Consider the following 20,824-nt stretch of genomic DNA (forward strand, 5'->3'; position numbering starts at 1 on the left):
CAGCGGTACGCCCGTGGCGCCCTACCCCTCCACCATGGCGTTGTCGCGGCCCTCCTCCCCCTCCGGGGGAGGATCGAGCGTTGCCAGATCCTCCGGGCGATTGACGTTTACCAGTTCCCCCTCGACCGCCGGTACGCCAGCCGCCTGCGCCCAGCGGCGGATCGACCGATGCCCGCCCGCCGCCAGGTGCGCGTCGAGCCCATTCGCCAGTCGCGCCGGCCACAGCCCCACCACCGGCGATCCCGCCAGATACCCCCCGCCGGCCAGTCGCGCCGCCAGATCGTCCGGCACCACCGGCCCATCGCACGGCAGCGTCAGCACGGCCGCGAAGCCATGCGCCGCGGCATGATGCAATGCCGCCGCGATGCCGCCGAGCGGTCCCAGCCCCGCCTCTGGCCGATCGGACACCCCGACCAAGCCTGGATGCTGGCGGCCACAGACGATCACCGTGTCGACCTGCGGCGCCAGGCCCACAGCGACATGATCGATCAATGCCCGCCCCCGCCACTCGGCAAGTGCCTTGTCGCTGCCGAACCGCCGCGCCTCGCCGCCCGCCAGTATCGCGCCGAGCAAGCTCATCGCAGCAACACCGCATCGGATCGCGCCAGCACCGCCAGCCGCACCCCCGCCTCCTCCGCCCGCCGCACCGCGAGCGCGGTCGGTGCCGAGATCGTCGCGAGAAGCGGGCAGCCCGCCAGCGCCGCCTTCTCGACCAGCTCATAGGAACAGCGCGACGTCAGCAACGCGAAGCCGCCCTCCCATCCGTCGCCGGCGCGCAGCATCGCCCCGATCAGCTTGTCGAAGGCGTTGTGCCGACCGACATCCTCGCGCACCAGCCGGATCGTACCATCGGCGCCGTAGGCGGCAGCGGCATGCACCGCGCCCGTCGCGCGATGGAGCGGTTGATGCTCGCGCAACGCGTCCAGCGCCGCGAACACCGCGGACATCTCGCCCGAATATCCGGCCTTCGCCCGGGGCAGCGGGCGGATCGCCTGCTCCAGATTTTCGATCCCGCACAAGCCGCACGACGATTCGGACACGCGATGGCGCACCCGCTCGACCGCCCGCGCCGCCGCCCCCTCGACCAGCGTCAGCCGCACCAATACGCCCTCGTCGTGCGGGTGGATCAGGCACTCGACGATCTCGTCCGCCGTCGTAACCAAACGCTCCGACAACGCGAAACCCCAGGCCAGATCCTCCAGATCGACGGGCGACGCCATCAGCACCGCATAGCCGATGCCGTTCACCTCGATCGCGACCGGCGTCTCCAGCGCGATCGACCGTTCGACCTCCTCGACGCAGCCATCGGCGCCAAGCCGCTCGAATATCAGCCTCGTGCTCGCGTCCATCCACTCACTCCGTCGCCCTCGCCAGCCATAAGCGCCCCGGCCTAGAACGACACCACGGAACAATCCTGCGCACGCCCGCTTGTGCGTTGCAACAAACTTATGCAGTCTGCCAGCATTACGGGGGGTCCATGGCATCACGCGGCGCATTCGACGAACTATATGGCGCCGGCACGGCGCCACGCCCGGAATTCGCCGCTCTCCATGATTGGATCAATGCGACGTCGGTCGAGGAGCTGCGCGCTCGCCAGGGTCAGGCAGAGCTCGCCTTCCGCCAGATCGGCATCACCTTCTCGGTGTACGGCGAGGATGAGGCGGCGGAGCGGATCATCCCGTTCGACATTCTGCCCCGCGTGTTCAGTCAGGCGGAATGGGCCAGGCTGACCAAGGGCCTGGAACAGCGCGTCGAGTCGATCAACGCCTTCCTTCGCGACATCTACGGCAAGCGCCAGATCCTGAAGGACGGCATCATCCCCGCCGACCTCGTCCTGCGCAATCCGCAGTTCGCCGCGGGCATCGCCGACATCCGTCCGCCCGCCGGCATCTTCGCGCACATCTGCGGCATCGACATCGTCCGCACCGGCCCCGACGACTTCTTCGTGCTGGAGGACAATGCCCGCACCCCGTCGGGCGTGTCGTACATGATCGAAAATCGCGAGGCGATGCTGCGCCTCTGCCCCGAGCTGTTCTCGATCTTCCCCGTGCTGCCGGTCGACGGCTATCCCGATGCGCTGCTGGCGACGATGCAGTCGGTCGCCCCGCGGCAGGCAAGCCGCCAGCCGGTATGCGTCCTCCTGACCCCCGGCCCGTTCAATTCCGCCTTCTACGAACACAGCTTCCTCGCCGACAACCTCGGCATCGAGCTGGTCGAGGCGGCGGATCTCGAGGTGCGTGACGACACCGTCTACATGCGCACCATCTCCGGCCCGGTGCGCGTCGACGTCATCTATCGCCGGATCGACGACGACTTCCTCGACCCGCTCGTCTTCCGCCCCGATTCGATGCTCGGCGTCCCCGGCCTGATCGCCGCCTATCGCGCGGGCAACGTCGCGCTGGTCAACGCGCCCGGCACCGGGATCGCCGACGACAAGGCGATCTACAGTTACATGCCCGATATCGTCCGCTATTATTCGGGCGGCGAGGCGATGCTGCCCAACGTCGAAACCTATCGCTGCCGCGAGCCACAGGCGCTGCAATATACGCTCGACCATCTCGACGAACTGGTCGTGAAGCTGGTCGACGGATCGGGCGGCTACGGCATGCTCGTCGGCCCAACCGCCAGCCGCGACGAGATCGACCGGTTCCGCGCTGTGCTGAAGGCCGAGCCGCATCGCTACATCGCCCAGCCGACGCTCGCGCTCTCGACCTCGCCGACGCTCGCCGACCAGGGCCTGGCGCCGCGACACATCGACTTCCGCCCGTTCGTCCTCACCGGCGCCAACGGCATCACCATCATTCCCGGCGGGCTGACCCGCGTCGCGCTGCGCGACGGATCGCTGGTCGTGAACTCCAGTCAGGGCGGCGGCACCAAGGACAGCTTCGTGCTCGGCGCCCCCGGCATGCGCCAGCAGCAGTCGATGGGCGGGATGACGCAAAGCCAGTCGATCCGCGGAGGGCTTGCCTGATGCTCCTCTCCCGCACTGCAGCCCAGCTGTACTGGCTCGGCCGCTACGTCGAGCGCGCCGAATTCACCGCGCAACTCGTCGAGGCGACTTTGCGGCTCGACCAGCTCGCCGCCCGTCCCGCCGGCAACGACGCCTGGGCCTCGGCGCTTGCCGTCGCCTCGCAAACCCAAGGATTTGCCGCGACGGGCGCCGAACTCAGCGATACCGCCGTCACCCAATATCTCCTGCTGGCCCAGAACAACCCCAGCTCGATCCGATCGTGCATCGACGCCGCGCGCCACAACGCCCGCGCCGTCCGCACCGCGCTCAGCCGAGAGGCATGGATTTCGATCAACCGCAGCTGGATCAGCCTGCGCGGTCGCCAGCGCCTCGACGACGCCCAGTCGATCCTCGCGCTGATCGAAGAGCTGAAGGCCGATGCCCGCGGTTTCGAAGGTGCGCTGAACCGCATGCTCCGCAACGAGTCGCGCTTTCTCATTTCGCTTGGCCAGGCGATCGAACGAGCCAACGGCACCGCCCGGCTGCTCGACGTGAAATACCACCTGCTGCTGCCCGCCGGCGAGTCGGTGGGCGGCGCGATCGACCGCGATCAATGGACCGGCATCCTGCGCACCGTGTCGGCGGTGACCGCCTATCGCTGGCTCTACCGCGAAGGGCTGAAGCCCTGGCTGGTCGCCGAATTCCTCGTCCTGCGTGAAGAATTGCCGCGTTCGCTCGTCGCTTCGACCGAGCAGATCGTGAACCTCCTTACCCGGATCGGCCACCGGACCGGTCAGCAGGGAGAGGCCGACCGCCTCGCACGGCGCAAGCGCCAGCAGCTGCGTCAGATCACCGCCGAGACGTTGATCCAGGGCGGCCTTCACGAATTTCTCGGCCGCTTCCTAGGCGAGATCGCTGATCTCGATCGGGCCATCTCTCAGCAGTTCCGGTTCAACTGATGCGCCTCCAGATCCGCTACCGCACGAGCTACGTCTTCGACGTGCCGCAACAGCGGCTTGTCCAGCTCGCCCGGCTGACCCCGCAAAGCTTCGCCGGCCAGACCGTGACGCAGTGGTTCATCAACGTCGATTGCGACGCGCGGATCAACGCCACGCACGATGGTTATGGCAACGACGTGTCGATGATCTACGTCGATGGCCCGCTCGCCGCGCTGACGATCGAGGTGACCGGCGAGGTGCTGACCGAGAATCGTGCCGGCGTGGTCCGCGGCATCGCCGAGCCCCTGCCGCCCGAGGTGTTCCTGCGCCCCTCGCCGCTGACTGAGGCCAATGACGCGATCCGCGCGCTCGCCGATCAGGCCGCGGCGCGCGGCTCGACGCCGCTGGAGCGGCTGCACGCGCTCAACCAGTCGATCTACGCGACGATGCGCTTCGACACGGCCGGCACCGACGTTCGCCGCACCGCCACCGAGGCGATGGAGCTGGGGCACGGCGTCTGCCAGGATTTCGCCCATATCTTCTGCGCCGCCGCCCGGGCGATCGACATCCCCGCGCGCTACGTCTCGGGCCACCTGTTCCGCCGCGACGGTGCGGGCGACCAGCCCGCCGCTCATGCCTGGGCGGAGGCGTATGTCCCCGACCTCGGCTGGGTCGGCTTCGACAGTGCCAACGCCATCTGCCCCGACGACGCCTATGTCCGCGTCGCCGCCGGACTGGACTATCGCGAAGCGGCGCCGGTCGCCGGCGCGCGCACCGGCGGGGGTAGTGAGACGCTGGACGTGTCGGTATCGGTGGTGCAGGCGGGGCAGCAGCGACAGAACTGAGGGACGGGCCGGGGGTGACGTACGGGTTGGGGATGCTGATCGGCGACGGGTTGGTGATGATCGCCGACACCCGGACGAACGCGGGCGTCGACAATGTGTCGATGTACCGCAAGCTCCATGTCGTCGCCGACACGCTCGATCGCACGCTGGTGATCGCGACCGCCGGCAACCTGTCGGTCACGCAGATGATCCTCTCGACGCTGGTCGAGGGGCTGCCGGGGCTGAACGAGGGCGATCCCCCGCGCCGCCTGTCCGACGTGCCGACGATGTTCCGCGCCGCGCAGCTGGTGGGCGAGGCGGTCGCCTATGCCCGCAACAACCTGGCCGCCGGTCTCGCCGCGGAGGGGATCGCGTCAGGCGTTTCGCTGCTGCTCGGCGGGCGGATCGGCGTCGACCGGCTGCGGCTGTACCTGTTCTACGCCGAGGGCAACTTCATCGAATGCCAGCGCGATCAGCCGTTCCTGCAGATCGGCGATATCAAATATGGCAAGCCGATCCTCGATCGCTCGCTGCGCCACGACCTGGCGTTCGACGAGGCGGTGAAGGTGGGGCTCATCAGCTTCGATTCGACGATGCGATCCAACCTGTCGGTCGGTCGCCCGCTCGACCTGATCGCGATCCCCACCGATCACGCGCTGCCCGCGATGTTTAGGCGGATCGAGAAGGATGATGCCTATTTCAACGACCTGTCGACGCGCTGGTCGTTCCTGCTCGACGAGGTCCGCGCCACCATTCCACCCCCGCCGTTCATGGTGCGGGACCAGTAACCTTCCCCGCTCGCGGGGAGGATCGCCGCGTCACATCACCGCTTCGACCAGCCCCAGCTCCAGCGCCTCGTGCGCCTCCAGATACCAGTTGCTCGGTGCGCGTTGCAGCACCTCGTCCATCGTCACCTTCGACCCGCGCACCAGGTTCTCGAAGCCCTCGTTCTGGATCGCGATCGACGCGCGCAGCTCGTTCAGCTTCGCCTCGACCCCGGCGACGCACGTCGTCAGCGGCCCGCTGATCGTCAGCGTCGAATCCATGTTCCGCTCGTGGATCATCAGCCGCGTGCCCCGGGTGAGGAAGCGGTTCTCGCGCGCGAAGAAGCTCATGAAGGTCGTGCCGGCTGAATAGATCGCCGCCTTGCCCAGGAACACGAAACGTCGCTGCGGCTCGGTATCGCTGTGAAAGCGGATGTCCTCGCCCATCATCCGCGCGACTTCGGGATCGCCGCCCAGCGTCGACAGCTCGACGACGCACAGCCCATCCGTCGGCGCCTTCGCCAGCTGCTGGCGGAAGTTCGCGTACATGGTCTCGTCGACAGGACCGTACAGCAGCATGGCCGGATGCAGGAAGTCGCCCGGCGATAGCGGATTGGCGGGGGGAGTATCAGTCATGGCGCCGCCAACGCCCTCGTCACGGTACGGTTGCGCCCTATTTCACCAATCTTGCTCAATCTGCTCGAGCGTCTTGCCCTTGGTTTCGGGCAAGGTACGGTGGATGAAGACAAATCCTGCCGCGCAGACGATGCCGTAGAGCCAGAAGGTCAGTCCCGTCCCCGCCGCGGCATTGAGCAGGGGAAAACTGTAGGTCAGCAGGAAGCACGCCGCCCACAATGCCGTCGTCGCCACCGCCATGCTGGCCCCGCGCGCCTCGCCGGGGAAGATCTCCGCCAGTGCGACCCAGGTCACCGGCGCCAGCGTCATCGCGTACACCGCGATCGCCGCGATGACGAGCAGCAGCAGCGGCCATCCCTGCACCCCCATGACATAGGCGGCGCCGACCGCCGCATAGATCACCGCCAGCCCCGCACACCCGATCAGCAACAGACGCCGCCGTCCCAGCTTTTCGACGGTGCCGAGCGCGACCAGCGTAAAGACGCAGTTTACGACGCCGGTGATGACGATGTTGAACAGCGTGTCGGACACCGCATAGCCCGCACCTGCGAAAATCTCCTGCGCGTAATTGAAGATCACGTTGATGCCGCACCATTGCTGCAACACCGCCAGCGCGACGCCGATCATCAGCACCTTGCGGAAGCGCGGCTCGCGCAGCACGGCGCCCAGGCTGCGCCCCGGCGCCGCATCCAATGCCCGGCGGATATCGGCCAGCGCCGCATCCGCCTGCGCCTCGCCGCCGAAGCGGGCGATCACGCGGCGTGCGGCATCCCAGCGGCCCTTCAGCGCCAGCCACCGCGGGCTTTCGGGGATGAGCAGGCATCCGACGACGAACGCCACCGCCGGCAGCGCCGCCGCCGCGAACATCCAGCGCCAGCCGGTCGTGCCGTTCCAGCTTTCCGCGATAACCGCCAGCGAGGCGCCCGGCGGCACCGGTGCCGCGATCAGCCAGTTGACGATCTGCGCCGCGAGCAGGCCGATGACGATCGCGATCTGGTTGAGCACCACCAGCCGCCCACGACTGTGCGGCGGCGCAATCTCGGCGATGTAGAGCGGCGACAAGCCGCTCGCCATGCCGATCGCGACGCCGCCGATCATCCGCCAGGCGACGAAACCCGAAAAGCCGCCGGTCAGCGCCGTGCCGATCGACGACACGGCGAAGATGATCGCCGCCAGCAACAGCGCAGGCCGCCGTCCCAGCCGATCCGCCAGCGCCCCCGACGCCATCGCACCGGCGAGGCACCCGACCAGCGCGCAGCTGACCGCCCAGGCCTGGTCGGTCGGCGCGGTCAGCCCGAACGCCGCCTCGTAGAAGGGCTTGGCGCCGCCGATCACCACCCAGTCATAGCCGAACAGCAGCCCGCCCAGCGCCGACACCGCCGCCGCCAACCACACCGCCCCCGAAGCGCCCGCCGGCGCTTCCCCGCCGCTGATCGCCGGATTGCCGGCATCGACCATGTGCATCGTGTCAGAGCCTTCCCATTCGGCCGCCGTCGGCGACGACGTCCTCACCGGTGATGAACCGCGCCGCATCCGACGCGAGGAACCCGACCAGCGCCGCGATATCCTCCGGCTGGCCGAGGTCGGCCGGATCGACAACCTCCGCGCCCGAGGCGATATTGGGGCTGGCATGGAGCATCGGCGTATCGATCGCACCGGGAAGCACCGCATTGACGCGGATGCCGAGCGGCTTGCCCTCGATCGCCGCCGACCGCGTCAGGCTGACGAGCCCCGCCTTCGCGGCCGCATAGGGCGCGACGAGCGGCGAGGTGCGCCGGGCATGGACGGAGGCGACATTGACCACGCAGCCGCCCTCACCCATCCGCTTCAGCGCCTGCCCCGTGAACAGCGCCGCGCCGATCAGGTTGACGTCCAGCAGCCGCCGCCAGTCACCGACGTCGAGGTCGGCGATCGGCTTGTAGATCATCATGCCGGCGACGTTGACGATCACGTCGATGCGCCCGAACGCCGCCACCGCCGTATCGACCGCCGCAACGATCTGGTCGCCATCGCCGACGTCTGCGACGATCGACCGGACCGCAGCGGCCCCGTCGGCAATCAGGGTTTCGGCCGCACCGCCCTCGTCCGCCCTGGCATCGACCAGCAACAACGAGGCGCCCTCGCGCGCGAACACCCGGGCGCAGGCCAGACCGATACCGCCGAGCCCGCCGGTCACGATCACGCTCCTCACCATTCGCGCAGCTCCCCGTCGCGTCCCCGCCATGCCGGGTTACGCCAGCGGTGCGGCGACTTCGCCATCTCGCGCACCGCCGCCTCGTCGACCTCGACCCCCAGCCCCGGACCCTCCGGGATCGCCATCGCGCCGCTCTCGATCCCGAACATGGCGGGATTGCGAACCAGGGTCGTCAGATCCTCCGCCGGGCGATTATAGTGGATGCCGAGCGACACCTCCTGGATGACGAAATTGGGCGTCGCCGCGCCGACGTGCAGGCACGCCGCCAGTGCCAACGGACCGATCGGACAATGCGGGGCGAAGGCGACGTCATAGACTTCCGCCATCGCCGCGATCCGCCGCGCCTCCGAAATGCCGCCGGCGTGCGCCAGATCGGGCTGGATGATGTCGACCACGCCCTTTTCGAGGAAGGGCCGGTAATCCCAGCGCGAATACAGCCGTTCGCCAAGCGCGATCGGCACTGCGCTGCACCCCGCGAGCTGCGCGACGACGTCGACGTTGTCGCTCAGGACGACTTCCTCGGCGAACAGCGGGCGCAGCGGCTCGATCGCCTTCAACGCGGCCCGCGCCAGCGGTCGATGGACGCGGCCATGGAAATCGATGCCGACGTCGATCCCCGCCTCGCGGACCTGCCCGACCCGCTCGACCAGCGCGTCGATCTGGCGCATGCCCTCCAGCCAGCCGATATCCTCGGTGCCGTTCATCTTCACCGCGGTGAAACCCTGCGCCGCGCGCTGCTTCGCCGCGTCGGCGATATCGGCGGGACGGTCGCCGCCGATCCAGGCGTAGACGGAGATGCGATTACGCACCCGTCCGCCCAACAGCTGATAGACCGGCACGCCCAACTTGCGGCCGCGCAGGTCCCACAGTGCCTGATCGATCCCCGCGATCGCCGACATGAGGACCGGGCCGCCGCGATAAAAGCCCAATCGATGAAGCAGTTGCCAAGCGTCTTCGATCCGGTCGGGGTCGTGGCCGATCAGCCGGTCGCGCGCCGCGTCGATCGCGCCCGCCACCGCTTCGCCATGACCTTCCAGCGTCGCCTCGCCCCAGCCGACGGCGCCCTGTTCGGTTTCGATGCGAACGAACAGCCATCGCGGCAGGACGGGGAAGCATTCGATGCGACCGATCCGGTCCGCGGCTGACGACACTGGCCCCCTCCCTGTTCACCAACCAGCGGCCATCGACCATCGGCGGCAATAGAATGACGTCTATAAACCAGTCCGGCCCTCGTCAATAAATATCATATTTTTTCTAGGACAGCCGTCATCGTATATTCTTCGACAGCACGAGCCGTTACGGTGTATATCATGTCGATGAGCATCGCAGACGTGGAGTCCAGACCGGCGGTCGACGGTGGCCGCACGATGAACCTGACGAAGCGCATCGTTCAGGATCTTGGCCAGGCCATCGTCACCGAACAGTTCACCGAGGCGACGGGCTTCCCCTTCGAAGCGCAGCTCTGCGAGCAATATGGCGCCAGCCGGTCGGTGGTGCGCGAGGCGGTGAAGATGCTGACCGCCAAGGGCCTGTTGCGGGCGCGCCAACGCGCCGGCACCATCGTCCAGCCGCAGAGCAAGTGGAGCCTGCTCGACCCCGACGTGCTCAAATGGCTGCTGGAGCGCGAGTTCTCGATCGACCTGCTGATCGAATTTACCGAGATGCGCATGGCGATCGAGCCGCGCGCGGCGGGGCTGGCGGCGGAGAGTGCGACGGGGCGCCAGCGCGCCGCGATCGTTACGGCGATCGAACGCATGTTCGCCGCCGAACGCGGCGAGGACGACCCGCTCGAAGCCGACATCGTCTTTCACCGCGCGGTGATCGAGGCGAGCAACAACCGCTTCATGCAGCAATTCACCGAGCTCTCCGAGGCGACGCTTCGCTTCAGCATCCGCCGCACCAACGCCTATGCAGGCGTCAGCCGCGCCAGCGCCATCGACCATCGCAACGTCGCCAACGCCATTGTCGAAGGCCAGCCGGCCGACGCCTCGCGTCTGATGCACGACCTGATCCAGGGTGCGCTCAACCTGCTGCTCGAAGCGGGGCGGCACGCGACGCGGTCGACCTTCTAGGGCAACACGCCCGGATCGGGACGCCGAGCGCCGGCTGGGCACGAAAAATCTGATATATAGACACCGGTCGTGCCAGCGATGAGGGCGACTTTGCTTATCCGTATATCTTATCTACTAGTCGGTCGAGCTTTCGAAGAGGGTGATAGATGAGCGTTGGGATCGGCGGATCGACAATCGAGAAGCAACTCGCGGCGATCACGCCATGGGCGGCGATCGCTGCCCCGATCGATGCCAGCGAGCGCGCCGACCGGCTGGAGAAGGCCCGGCGCCTGACCCGCGATGCCGGGGCCGCCGCCCTGCTGATCGGCGCGGGCGACAGCCTTCGCTATTTCACCGGAATCGCCTGGGGGGCGAGCGAGCGGCTCGTCGCCCTGCTGTTGCCGGTCGATGGCCGCCCCGTCGTCGTCGCTCCGGCGTTCGAGCGCGATACCCTCGCCGCCGACCTCAAGATCGATGCCGATGTCAGGCTGTGGGAAGAAGACCAAAGCCCTGCCGTGCTCGTCGCCGATGCGCTTCGCCAGGCGGGCGGGGATACGCTGGCGGTCGACCCCGCCATGCCCTTCGTCTTCGCGGAGCGGATCCGCGCCGCCGCGCCCTCGCTGTCGCTGGTCCACGCCGCGCCGATCGTCGACGGCTGCCGCATGATCAAGTCGCCGGCCGAGCTGGCGCTGCTCGCCCAGGCGAAGCAGATGACGCTCGAGGTGCAGCGTCGCGCCGCGCAGGTGCTCGCGCCCGGCATCCGCGCGTCGCAGGTGATCCGCTTCATCGACCAGGCCCATCGCGCGATCGGCGCACCCGCCGGTTCTTATTTCTGCGCGGTACAGTTCGGGCGCTCTACCTCCGTGCCGCATGGCCTGCCGCAGGACGATGTGCTGGCCGAGGACGATCTCGTCCTGATCGACACTGGCTGCCGCGTCGACGGTTATCATTCGGACATCACCCGCACCTATGCCTTCGGCCGCGTCGACGCCGACCAGCGCGCCGCCTGGGACCTGGAGCACGAGGCGCAGGCCGCCGCCTTCGCCGCGGTCGAACCCGGCCGTCCCTGCGAGGATATCGACGCCGCTGCGCGTGTCGTGCTCGAACGTGCCGGGCTCGGCCCCGACTATCGCCTGCCCGGCCTGCCCCACCGCACCGGGCACGGCATCGGCCTGTCGATCCATGAGGCGGCCTATCTGGTCCGCGGCGATCGGACCCCGCTGGCGCCCGGCATGTGCTTCTCCAACGAGCCGATGATCGTCTTCCCCGGTCGCTTCGGCATCCGGCTGGAAGATCACTTCCACGTCACCGACGACGGCGCGGCCTGGTTCACCCAGCCCTCGCCGGCGATCGACCGGCCCTTCGCCGCCAGCTGATGGCGGCGGTCGCCCCGCCGCCGGCGATCGGCTATAGCGGTCGCGCCGTGCCCAACGCCACGACGCGCCTCCTCGCCCGCTCCTGGGCCCGCCTTCGCTGGCTCGTGTCGCTGATCGTCAGCGCGCCGTTCCTGTTCGCGCTCGTTCTTGTCCTCTATGCCGTTGCGGGTTCGCCGCGCGGCTGGGCGCGGGCGAAGCGACAGGCGTGGCGTGGTCGCACCTTCCGCCGCACCGACCGGACCCTCCCCGCCCCTACCGACGCACCATAGCCGCGGGTCAGAACAGGCCGTCGTCGTCGTCGAAGTCGGACATCGCCACCGCGGCCGTCACCGGCGGCACCATGCCCGGCAACAGGAAACCGGTATGGATCAGCCGTTCGCTTGCCATCGTGTAGAGCTTGGCCGCCCAGGGCAGCAGTTCCTCCAGCGCTTCCTCGTCGGCGGGTGTCCGCACCTCGCTGTCGGGCGAGCGGGTCTGCGCGCTCAGCAACAGGCTGTCGGCGGCCGCGCCCAGCGTCTGCACGAACACGCGCTGATCGTTGAGGTTGGCCGCACTCGATCGCAGCGACGCGATGATGTGCTGCGCTTCCTCGCCGCCGCGCGACATCGCGGTCGCCGAGCTCGCACAGCCGTTGCGCACGATGGCCAGCGCATCGCTGAGCACGGTGCCGCTGTTGATCGTCGACCCGTCCTGGACCAGGTCGATCGCGGTCAGCGCATCGATCTGCCGCCCGATCGCGGTGCCAAGCTGCGTCAGTCGCGACGCGCACGGCGCCACTTCCTTCGCGATCACCGCCACCGCGCGGCCGTTGTCGCCGTGGCGGCGGGACAGCAGCCGGGTGTTGGTCGATATATCCTGCACGTCGACAGCGATGTTCTGGATCCGGGTCAGCCCTTTGGTGAGATCGGCCAGCGTCCTGCCGACGAAGCCGGTCAGCGACGCCAGCTGGCCGTCCGCCTCGCCGAGCTGACTCATCACCGCGGTAAGCTTGGCGATGCCCTGCTCCAGCTGGAGCAGGATCTGGCCGTCCTTGCCACCGACCTGCGAGGCGATCAGCCCGCGCAGCTCCTCGGCGAGCGGACTGACGCGATCGAGCGATTCGACGATCGCGGCGATCTCCTGCTGGAACTCGTCGGCCATCGCGCGCAGGTGCGCCTCAACGAGCCGCTCCATGTGCGCCACCGCGCCGGCCGGCAGCAGCGCGTCGGGCGCGTGAAGGCGGCGCAGCATCGTGATGCAATGCTCGGCGCGCTGGCGAACGCTGTCGCCGATCTGGATCGCGCCCAGGACGCGGGCGACTTCGCCCTGCACGGTGCGCACGATGCCGCTGACCTGGTCGGTCGTCCGCACCACGCCCTCGACGTGCAATTGCAGCGCATTGGCATTGGCGGTCAGCTCGGTGGGCACGCTGTTGCCGGCGCGCGCGGTTTCGTCGGACAGCAGGCGATCCGCCTTGCGGACGTCGGCGATCACCTTGCCGAACTGATCCATCTCGCCGGTGATGTGCACCACCTCGCGCCGCCCGCTCTCCAGCTTGCGGTCCATGCCGCTGACGAAGCTGAGGAACGCGGGCTCGCCCGACGACACGATCTTGATATTGATGCCATAGATGCCGAGCAAATCGAGGATCGTGCCGATCTCTGCCAGCATCGCGCGCAATTCGCGCGTGCGGCCGGTGAGCGTCTCGACCTCGACGGCGCGGCGACGCTGCAGCGTCGGCAGCGTCGTCAGGCGATGAGCGACGTCGCGCAGCCGGCCGACCGCTGCGCCGGCCGTCTCGGGCGCGAGTGCCACGCGGACGTCGGCCAGCCCGGTCGCCATCTGGTCGATCGTGCCGATCGTCGCGGCGAGCGCCTCGCCGACTTCGCGGAAGCAGGCCTCCAGCCCGGTGATGCTCGTCTCGAGCAGGTTGGCGGTGTCGGTCGATGCCGGCAGCGGCGTCGCCGCGGTCAGGGTCGATGCGTGTTTCATGTCCATGGTCGGTCCCCGATCAGCGAGCGGAAGCGTGAAGAAGTTCGCGGGCTACCGCGGTCAGGGGGATCACCTTGTCGGCAGCGCCCCGGGCGATCGCCTCCTTGGGCATCCCGAACACGACCGATGTCGCCTCGTCCTGCGCGAAGGTGCGTGCGCCGGCCTGTTTCATTTCGAGCAGTCCGCGTGCGCCGTCGTCGCCCATTCCGGTCAGGATGATGCCGACCGCGTTGGCGCCTGCGTTGCGCGCGGCCGAGCGGAACAGCACATCGACCGACGGCCGGTGCCGCGACACCAGCGGCCCTTCGCGCACCGATACGACATAGCGCGCGCCCTGGCGTTCGAGCATCGTGTGGCGAAGCCCACCCGGTGCGATCAGCACACGGCCGCGCATCACGGTATCGCCGTCCTCGGCCTCCTTGACGTCGACCTGGCACAGTCCGTCGAGCCGCTTGGCGAAGGCGCGGGTGAAGCTTTCGGGCATGTGCTGGACGATGACGATGCCGGGCGAATTGGCCGGCAGCGCTTCCAGCACTTCGCGCAGCGCCTCGGTCCCGCCGGTCGAGGCGCCGATGCAGACGACCATCTCGGTGGTGCGGCTCATCGCCTTGCCGCTCGGCGGCGGCAGCACCGCGTCCGCCGTCAGCTTCGTTGCCGGGGCATTCGGACGAATCGCGCGCCGCGCGCCGAGCCGGGCGCTGGCGGCACCCTTCACCGTCTCGCGGATCATCAGATGCGCCTCGGCCAGGTGATCGGCGACACCGACCCGCGGCTTCAGGATCACGTCAACCGCCCCGGCCTCGAGCGCCTGGAGCAGCGTTTCCGAGCCTTCCTCGACCAGCGACGAGCACATGACGACCGGGATCGGGCGCTGCGACATCAGCTTGCGCAGAAAGGTGATGCCGTCCATCCGCGGCATCTCGACGTCGAGCGTGATGACGTCGGGAATCTCTTCCTGGATGTAGCGGGCGGCGGCGAACGGATCGGCCGCGGCGGCGATCACCTCGATCTCCGGATCGGCGGACAGGATCGACGTCATCGCCTGGCGGACGCTGGCGCTGTCGTCGATCACCAGCACTCGGATACTCTTTGCCATCGGTCAGGTCCGCGCGAAGACGGTGTTCGCCACCGTGGTGAGGGGAAGGTCGAAGCCGGTGATCGACTCCGAATGACCCAGGAACATCAGCCCGCCGGGCCGCAGGCATTCGGCGAGCCGCCGCACCACCCGCTCCTGCGTCGGTTTGTCAAAATAGATCAGCACGTTGCGACAGAAGATGACGTCCATCGGATCGCCGACCTGATAGCGCTCGTCCATCAGGTTGAGCTGGCCGAAGCCGACCGCGGCGCGCAGCTGCGGGACGATCCGCATCTCGCGGCGCTGGGGGTCGGCGGCCTTCATCGCATAGCGGTTGCGCAGATGGATCGGCACCGGATCGAACATGTCCGCCGGATAGATGCCGCGCCGCGCGGTGCGCAGCACCTCGCTGTCGAGGTCGGTCGCCAGGATGCCGTAATCGGGGCCGCCGTGATCGCGTGCATAGGCGTCGAGCAGCATCGCCAGCGTATACGGCTCCGCCCCGGTCGAGCAGGCCGCGCTCCACACGCGCAGCTTCGTGATCCCCTCCCGGCGCATTGCCGGCAGCGCTTCCTTCGTCAGATAGTCGAAGTGCGTCGGCTCGCGAAAGAAATCGGTCTTGTTCGTGGTGACCGCGTTCAGCAGGTGCTCGCGCTCGGCCTCCATATTGTCGCCCTCGAACAACCAGCCGCAATAATCGCGCAGGCTGGCAAGGCCGTGAGCGCGGACCCGGCGGCGCAGGCGGCCTTCGATCATCGTGAGCTTGGCCGGCGGCAGGCGGATGCCCGACTCGTCGTAGATATAGGCGGCAAGACGATCGAAGTCGCGGCGGCTGAGCGCATCGTCGGAGACCACCGCATGGGCCAGATTGGTCAAAGGGAAAGCTCCACGTTCATCCGCGTCGACGGATCGGAAAGGACCGGCCGCCGCCCCCACGGAGGCGGCCGGTAGGGGGAGAGGATCAGGCGGCCATCGCGAACGAGGCGATGATGTCGTCCCCGTCGTCGCCCGCCCCGAAGAGGCGGGCGACGTTCAGCAACGCCACGAAGTCGGCGCCTCGGCGAAGGATCGCCTCGATCTGCGACGACTGCCACCGGCCGCCGATGCCCGGCGATGCCTCGACCGAGTCGGCCGCGAAGGTGCTGACGTCGAGCACCCGGTCGACGACCAGGCCAAGCGACAGCGGCTCCGACCCCCGACCCGGCAGGTCGACGACCAGGATACGCGTCGCGACCGTCGGCTCGGACTGCATCATGCCCATCCGGGCACGCAGGTCGACCATCGGCACCGACAGGCCACGCACGTCGGTCAGTCCCAGGAACCAGGAGGGTGCGTCGGGCACCCGATAGGCGGGACGGTGATCCAGGATCTCGCGGACCGAGGTCACGGGGAGGCCGAATTCCTCCTCCCCGAGGCCGAAGACCACGACCTGGATGTCCTGGCCGGCGGCGGTCATGCTGCGCGTCCGAATTCGGCATCCTCGCCGTCCGGCCCGCCCGTCGTCAGGTCGAGCGCGAAGCCGCGGACCCGCGCCTGCTGATCGGCCACCGAATTGGCCTTCGCCGTCGGCTTCTTCGCGACCGGCTTGCTTGCCGTTGCAGGACGCGGCGCCGGCTTGCGGGCGGCGGGTCGGGCGGCGCCACGCTGGTTGCCGTTGTCGACGCGGAAGAAGGCGATGCCTTCCTGCAGTTCCTCGGCCTGGCTGGACAGTTCCTCCGACGTGGCGGAGATCTGCTCGGATGCCGACGCGTTCTGCTGCGTCACCTTGTCGAGCTGCTGGATCGCCTCGTTGATCTGGACCGCACCGATGTCCTGCTCGCGGCAGGCGGCGCTGATCTCGGAGACGAGTTCGGCGGTACGACGGATGTCGGGGACCAGGCGGGTCAGCATCTCGCCAGCCTCGGTCGCCGCAGCGACGGTGTCCGACGACATGCCGCTGATCTCGGCCGCCGCGGTCTGGCTGCGCTCGGCCAGCTTGCGGACCTCGGCCGCGACCACCGCGAAGCCGCGGCCATGCTCGCCGGCGCGCGCCGCCTCGACGGCCGCGTTCAGCGCCAGCAGGTCGGTCTGGCGGGCGATCTCCTGGACGATGCCGATCTTCTCGGCGATCGTGCGCATCGCGACGACGGCCTTCTGCACCGCCACGCCGCTCGTCTCGGCATCACGCGACGACTGGCGGGCGATCTTCTCGGTCTGCGTCGCGTTGTCGGCGTTCTGTTTGATGTTCGCCGCCATCTGCTCCATCGACGCAGACGCTTCCTCGGCCGCCGCGGCCTGCTCGGTCGCGCCCTGCGAGACCTGCTCGGACGACGACGACAGCTGCTGGCTACCGGCCGCGACGTTCTGCGCCGCGATGGTGGAGTCGCCGACGACACCGCGCAGGCGCTCGACCATCGACACGAGCGCATGGCCCAGCTTGTCCTTGGCCGACAGCGGCGTGTGCTCGACGGTCAGGTCGCCGCTGGCGATGGTATCGGCCAGCTGGGCGCTCTGACGCAGATTCTCGGTCATGCGGTTCACCGTCGTGACCAGATCCTTGATCTCGTCGTTGCTGGTGACCACCACTTCCTGGTCGAGATCGCCGATGGCGACCGCCTCGACCGCGACGCCGATCCGCTTGAGCCCGCGCGACACCAGCAGCGAAATCCATAGCGCGCCGCCCACTGCCATCAGCAGCGCCACGACGCCCGCACCGATCAACACCGAACGGCTCGACGAATAAACCGCGTTCGTCTCATCGTCGGTGTCGGCCATGATCTTCACCTGAAGATTCTTCAGCGTGTTGATGTCGTTCTGGAACCGCTCCATCATCTTGTTCTGCGACGCGTTGGTCAGCCGGGTCGCCTCGTCGTTGCGATTGGCCGCACCCAGATCGCGGATCTGATCGAACGTCGGCTTGATCTCGGTCCACGTACGCCGGACGGCCTCCCAGGCGTTGCGGTCGCGATCGGTGGCGATCGAGAGGCCGCTGGCCATCAGCTTTTCCATCTCCGCCTCTTCGCGGACGACGCGGTCGTTATAGGTGCGCATCAGGGCGGCGTCTGTGTTGAGGATCAGCGACTGCTGGTCGGCCAGCGACTGGCTCTGCATCGTGTCGACGTCCTGGGCGATCGACAACCGCTTTGCCGGCCCGTTGATGACGTCGGTGATCGCAGAGTTGAGCGTACCCAACCGCAGCACGCCGATGGTTACGACGGTGAGCATCAGAACGACGAGCACGCCGAACGTCACCCCTAATTTCATCTTGATCGTTGCACGCATGAAAACCCCCTCAAAAGTTAGAATTGATGCGACACGCCGGCGTACAGCCGCGCGTCCGGTGAATGCTCGTTGAGGCCGAAGACGGCACCAACGTCGAATTGAAAGTAATTCCTGGTAGTATAGGCGACCGACATGGCCGCAAACGACTGGACGATGGTGCGACCGTCGTCGCGCTGCCGCCCGATACTCAACTCTGGCGTCAGCGAGACACCGTCGCTCAACGCCACACCCAGCCCGCCGATCACGCGTGCGGACAACTGAGACTGTTCTTCGCCAACCCCCGATTCCAGCGTGATCTGCGGCGTGGCCTGCAGGCTGAACGGGCCACCCAAGGCATAGCTGGCGGGGATCGCGACGCCCGTCGCCCATTGCCCTGAACCCAGCGCCGTCCCGCCGATCGGCAGGCCCAGGAAGGGCTGCACCGCGACCGAGAAACCGCTGCCGTCGGGATGGCGAAGATTGACCTTGGTCGACACCGTCAGGTCGCCGGTGCCGAGGCCGCGCGTCGTCGGCAGTCCGCTGCCCGCGACCCAGGTTTCGCCGAACGGCGTCCATTCGATCGACAGCTCGCTGTTCTGTGCCAGGCCGATCCGGGCGGCGACGCCACCCAGCAGCATGGTCTCGGAATGCACGCCCGGATGCGCATCGCGCTCCCAGTCCGCCACTGCGACCTCCAGCGACACGCGATGCGGCGCGATCGTGCAGGGCGTCGTCCCCATCCCCGGCCGGGCGGCGCAATAGGGCCGCTCGTCCTTGGCATCCTCGGCCGCAGCAGAGGATGCCAGGGTGGCGACGGGAGCCATCATCAGCCCCGCGGCGCCCTGCATCATGATGCGGCCGACGCCGGTCATGCGGCGTGTCCGAAATCGAGGTCTTCGCTGTCGGGGCCACCCGTCGACATGTCGAGCGCGAAGCCGCGGGCGCGCGCCTGCTGATCGATCACCGAATTGGGCTTGGGCGCCGGCTTCCTGGCCAGGGGACGGACGCCATTGGCCTTGGCGACCGGCTTGCGCACGGCGGGCTTGGCGGCGGCGACCATCGGCCGCGCGCTGTCGGCGACGCGGAAGAAGGCGATGCTGCCTTGCAGATCCTCGGCGCGGCCGGCGAGCTGGGTCGAGGTGCTGGAAATCTGGTCCGATGCCGACGCGTTCTGCTGCGTCACCTTGTCGAGCTGCTGGATCGCCTCGTTGATCTGCGAGGCACCGATGTCCTGCTCGCGGCAGGCGGCGCTGATTTCGGCGACGAGTTCGGCGGTACGACGGATGTCGGGGACCAGGCGGGTCAGCATCTCGCCCGCCTCGGTCGCCGCGGTGACGGTGTCCGACGACATGCCGCTGATCTCGGCCGCCGCGGTCTGGCTGCGCTCGGCCAGCTTGCGGACCTCGGCCGCGACCACCGCGAAGCCGCGGCCATGCTCGCCGGCGCGCGCCGCCTCGACGGCCGCGTTCAGCGCCAGCAGGTCGGTCTGGCGGGCGATCTCCTGGACGATGCCGATCTTCTCGGCGATCGTGCGCATCGCGACGACGGCCTTCTGCACCGCCACGCCGCTCGTCTCCGCATCACGCGACGACTGGCGGGCGATCTTCTCGGTCTGGGTCGCGTTGTCGGCGTTCTGTTTGATGTTCGCCGCCATCTGCTCCATCGATGCAGACGCTTCCTCGGCCGCCGCGGCCTGCTCGGTCGCGCCTTCCGACACCTGCTCCGATGCGCTCGACAGCTGCTGGCTGCCGGCGGCGACCTGCTCGGCCGCGCCCGACACGTTCGTCGCGAAGCTGGTGAGGTTGTCGACCAGGTTGTTGATCGCGTCCTTCATCCGGCGATGATCGCCCTCGCAGTCGATCTCCACCCGCTCGATCAGCGACCCCGTGCTGACGAGGTTGAGCACGCGATTGCCCTCGCCAATCGGCAGCAGGATCGCGTCGAGCATGCCGTTGATCCCGCCGATCAGCCGGCCGAAGTCACCAGCGAAGCGCGTCGCATCGCCGCGCTCGCTCAGCTGGCCGGCGGTCGAGGCCGTGATCAGCCGCTGGATCTCGCCGATGATCGCCTGGAAATTGGCACGCAGCAGCTCGATCGTATCGTTGATGAAGGCCTTCTTGCCCGGCAGCTGCTCCATCGGCGCGTTGAAATTGCCTTCACCGAACTGCTTGATGCAGGCCATCGCCTTCTTCTTCGCGGCGATGTGGTTGGTCACCATCGTGTTGATGCCCCTGGCCATCTCCGCGAAGCTGCCGTTGAATTTGTCGACGGGCACGAACACGTCGATGTCACCGCGGTCGTGCTCGACCGACATGTGGTTCATCTCGGTGATCAGACCCTTCAGGTTGCCGCGAAGCTGCTCGATGATGTCGTTGATGAACGCCTTCTTGCCGGGCAGCTGATCCATCGGTGCGTCGAAGTTGCCCTCGCCGAACTGCTTGACGCAGCTCATCGCCATCTTCTTCACCGCGATGTGAGCGCCGACCAGCGCATTCACTGTCCGCGCGGCGGTGGCGAGATCGCCGTGGAAATCTTCCACCGGCACGACGACGTCGATGTCGCCGCGTTCATGCTCCGCCGACATGCGCGCCAGGCTCTTGGTGAAGGCGACCGTGGGCGCGGCAGCGGCGTCGAGCATCTCGTTCACCGAAGCCAACAGCTCGCGCACCAGTCCGCTCGCGCCCGACAGGTCAGCGCGCTGCGTGATATCTCCGCTGGCGAATAGGCGCTGGAGACGACGGACTTCGGCGGTCGCGGCGTCGACATGCGCCGACTCCTTCAGTGAAACGTGAAAACGCATCGAAC

20 protein-coding genes are annotated in these 20,824 nt (G+C 68.1%); 7 read left to right on the plus strand and 13 right to left on the minus strand.

Annotation, left to right across the window (positions count from 1 at the left end):
• Window positions 1-21: 21 nt before the first annotated feature.
• On the minus strand, window positions 22-579 hold the full coding sequence (mobA, locus tag GGQ80_RS05425) for a molybdenum cofactor guanylyltransferase (RefSeq protein WP_183982851.1): 558 nt from the start codon (window positions 577-579) through the stop codon (window positions 22-24).
• Window positions 576-1,349, minus strand: a complete 774-nt coding sequence (gene fdhD / locus GGQ80_RS05430; RefSeq protein ID WP_183982852.1) for a formate dehydrogenase accessory sulfurtransferase FdhD — start codon at window positions 1,347-1,349, stop codon at window positions 576-578. The genes mobA and fdhD overlap by 4 nt, the downstream gene beginning before the upstream one ends.
• Before the next feature lie 128 nt (window positions 1,350-1,477).
• Here fdhD and GGQ80_RS05435 point away from each other — a divergent pair, with 128 nt between their 5' ends.
• The 4 genes from GGQ80_RS05435 to GGQ80_RS05450 are packed head-to-tail and all read left to right on the plus strand — an operon-like array spanning window position 1,478 to window position 5,500.
• The gene (locus GGQ80_RS05435; protein WP_183982853.1) at window positions 1,478-2,971 is read left to right on the plus strand and encodes a circularly permuted type 2 ATP-grasp protein; all 1,494 of its coding nucleotides are present in this window, start codon (window positions 1,478-1,480) and stop codon (window positions 2,969-2,971) included.
• Complete coding sequence (locus GGQ80_RS05440; protein WP_183982854.1) at window positions 2,971-3,909, plus strand: alpha-E domain-containing protein; 939 nt, start codon at window positions 2,971-2,973, stop codon at window positions 3,907-3,909. Before GGQ80_RS05435 ends, GGQ80_RS05440 begins: the two co-directional genes overlap by 1 nt.
• Window positions 3,909-4,733 carry a transglutaminase family protein gene (locus GGQ80_RS05445; protein WP_183982855.1) on the plus strand — a complete coding sequence of 275 codons (825 nt, stop codon included), beginning with the start codon at window positions 3,909-3,911 and terminating at the stop codon, window positions 4,731-4,733. Before GGQ80_RS05440 ends, GGQ80_RS05445 begins: the two co-directional genes overlap by 1 nt.
• 14 nt (window positions 4,734-4,747) lie before the next feature.
• Window positions 4,748-5,500 carry a peptidase gene (locus GGQ80_RS05450; RefSeq protein WP_183982856.1) on the plus strand — a complete coding sequence of 251 codons (753 nt, stop codon included), beginning with the start codon at window positions 4,748-4,750 and terminating at the stop codon, window positions 5,498-5,500.
• Window positions 5,501-5,530: 30 nt separating this feature from the next.
• On the opposite strand, the gene GGQ80_RS05455 is transcribed toward GGQ80_RS05450, so the two are convergent.
• The 4 genes from GGQ80_RS05455 to dgoD are packed head-to-tail and all read right to left on the minus strand — an operon-like array spanning window position 5,531 to window position 9,457.
• Window positions 5,531-6,112 carry a ClpP family protease gene (locus tag GGQ80_RS05455; protein WP_183982857.1) on the minus strand — a complete coding sequence of 194 codons (582 nt, stop codon included), beginning with the start codon at window positions 6,110-6,112 and terminating at the stop codon, window positions 5,531-5,533.
• Between the two features lie 42 nt (window positions 6,113-6,154).
• The gene (locus tag GGQ80_RS05460; protein WP_343050871.1) at window positions 6,155-7,624 is read right to left on the minus strand and encodes a sugar porter family MFS transporter; all 1,470 of its coding nucleotides are present in this window, start codon (window positions 7,622-7,624) and stop codon (window positions 6,155-6,157) included.
• Window positions 7,581-8,288 carry an SDR family NAD(P)-dependent oxidoreductase gene (locus GGQ80_RS05465; protein ID WP_343050872.1) on the minus strand — a complete coding sequence of 236 codons (708 nt, stop codon included), beginning with the start codon at window positions 8,286-8,288 and terminating at the stop codon, window positions 7,581-7,583. The genes GGQ80_RS05460 and GGQ80_RS05465 overlap by 44 nt, the downstream gene beginning before the upstream one ends.
• A gap of 11 nt (window positions 8,289-8,299) precedes the next feature.
• Window positions 8,300-9,457, minus strand: a complete 1,158-nt coding sequence (gene dgoD / locus GGQ80_RS05470; RefSeq protein ID WP_183982859.1) for a galactonate dehydratase — start codon at window positions 9,455-9,457, stop codon at window positions 8,300-8,302.
• 165 nt (window positions 9,458-9,622) lie between these two features.
• On the opposite strand from dgoD, the gene GGQ80_RS05475 reads away from it, so the two are divergent.
• The 3 genes from GGQ80_RS05475 (at window position 9,623) to GGQ80_RS05485 (ending at window position 12,002) form a co-directional block, all read left to right on the plus strand.
• Window positions 9,623-10,378, plus strand: coding sequence for a FadR/GntR family transcriptional regulator (locus GGQ80_RS05475; protein ID WP_183982860.1), 756 nt, complete (start codon window positions 9,623-9,625; stop codon window positions 10,376-10,378).
• Between the two features lie 146 nt (window positions 10,379-10,524).
• A complete protein-coding gene (locus GGQ80_RS05480; protein WP_183982861.1) occupies window positions 10,525-11,733 on the plus strand; it encodes a M24 family metallopeptidase in 1,209 nt (402 codons plus the stop codon).
• On the plus strand, window positions 11,733-12,002 hold the full coding sequence (locus tag GGQ80_RS05485; protein ID WP_183982862.1) for a hypothetical protein: 270 nt from the start codon (window positions 11,733-11,735) through the stop codon (window positions 12,000-12,002). Before GGQ80_RS05480 ends, GGQ80_RS05485 begins: the two co-directional genes overlap by 1 nt.
• A 7-nt stretch (window positions 12,003-12,009) precedes the next feature.
• Here the strand turns inward: GGQ80_RS05485 and GGQ80_RS05490 are convergent, their stop codons facing one another.
• From GGQ80_RS05490 to GGQ80_RS05520, 7 genes are all read right to left on the minus strand, one after another.
• A complete protein-coding gene (locus GGQ80_RS05490; RefSeq protein ID WP_183982863.1) occupies window positions 12,010-13,704 on the minus strand; it encodes a hypothetical protein in 1,695 nt (564 codons plus the stop codon).
• 19 nt (window positions 13,705-13,723) lie between these two features.
• Window positions 13,724-14,800 (minus strand): protein-glutamate methylesterase/protein-glutamine glutaminase, encoded by a 1,077-nt coding sequence (locus GGQ80_RS05495; protein ID WP_183982864.1) that lies wholly within the window; start codon window positions 14,798-14,800, stop codon window positions 13,724-13,726.
• A gap of 3 nt (window positions 14,801-14,803) precedes the next feature.
• Window positions 14,804-15,655: a CheR family methyltransferase gene (locus tag GGQ80_RS05500; protein ID WP_183982865.1), complete on the minus strand. Its 852-nt coding sequence runs from the start codon at window positions 15,653-15,655 to the stop codon at window positions 14,804-14,806.
• A gap of 85 nt (window positions 15,656-15,740) precedes the next feature.
• Window positions 15,741-16,235, minus strand: coding sequence for a chemotaxis protein CheW (locus GGQ80_RS05505; protein ID WP_183982866.1), 495 nt, complete (start codon window positions 16,233-16,235; stop codon window positions 15,741-15,743).
• Window positions 16,232-18,040 (minus strand): methyl-accepting chemotaxis protein, encoded by a 1,809-nt coding sequence (locus GGQ80_RS05510; RefSeq protein ID WP_183982867.1) that lies wholly within the window; start codon window positions 18,038-18,040, stop codon window positions 16,232-16,234. Before GGQ80_RS05510 ends, GGQ80_RS05505 begins: the two co-directional genes overlap by 4 nt.
• Window positions 18,041-18,057: 17 nt before the next feature.
• Window positions 18,058-18,891, minus strand: a complete 834-nt coding sequence (locus GGQ80_RS05515) for a transporter (protein ID WP_183982868.1) — start codon at window positions 18,889-18,891, stop codon at window positions 18,058-18,060.
• On the minus strand, window positions 18,888-20,819 hold the full coding sequence (locus tag GGQ80_RS05520; RefSeq protein WP_183982869.1) for a methyl-accepting chemotaxis protein: 1,932 nt from the start codon (window positions 20,817-20,819) through the stop codon (window positions 18,888-18,890). Before GGQ80_RS05520 ends, GGQ80_RS05515 begins: the two co-directional genes overlap by 4 nt.
• Window positions 20,820-20,824 lie beyond the last annotated feature (5 nt).

The organism is Sphingomonas jinjuensis (assembly GCF_014197105.1).
Lineage (GTDB): Bacteria > Pseudomonadota > Alphaproteobacteria > Sphingomonadales > Sphingomonadaceae > Sphingomonas > Sphingomonas jinjuensis.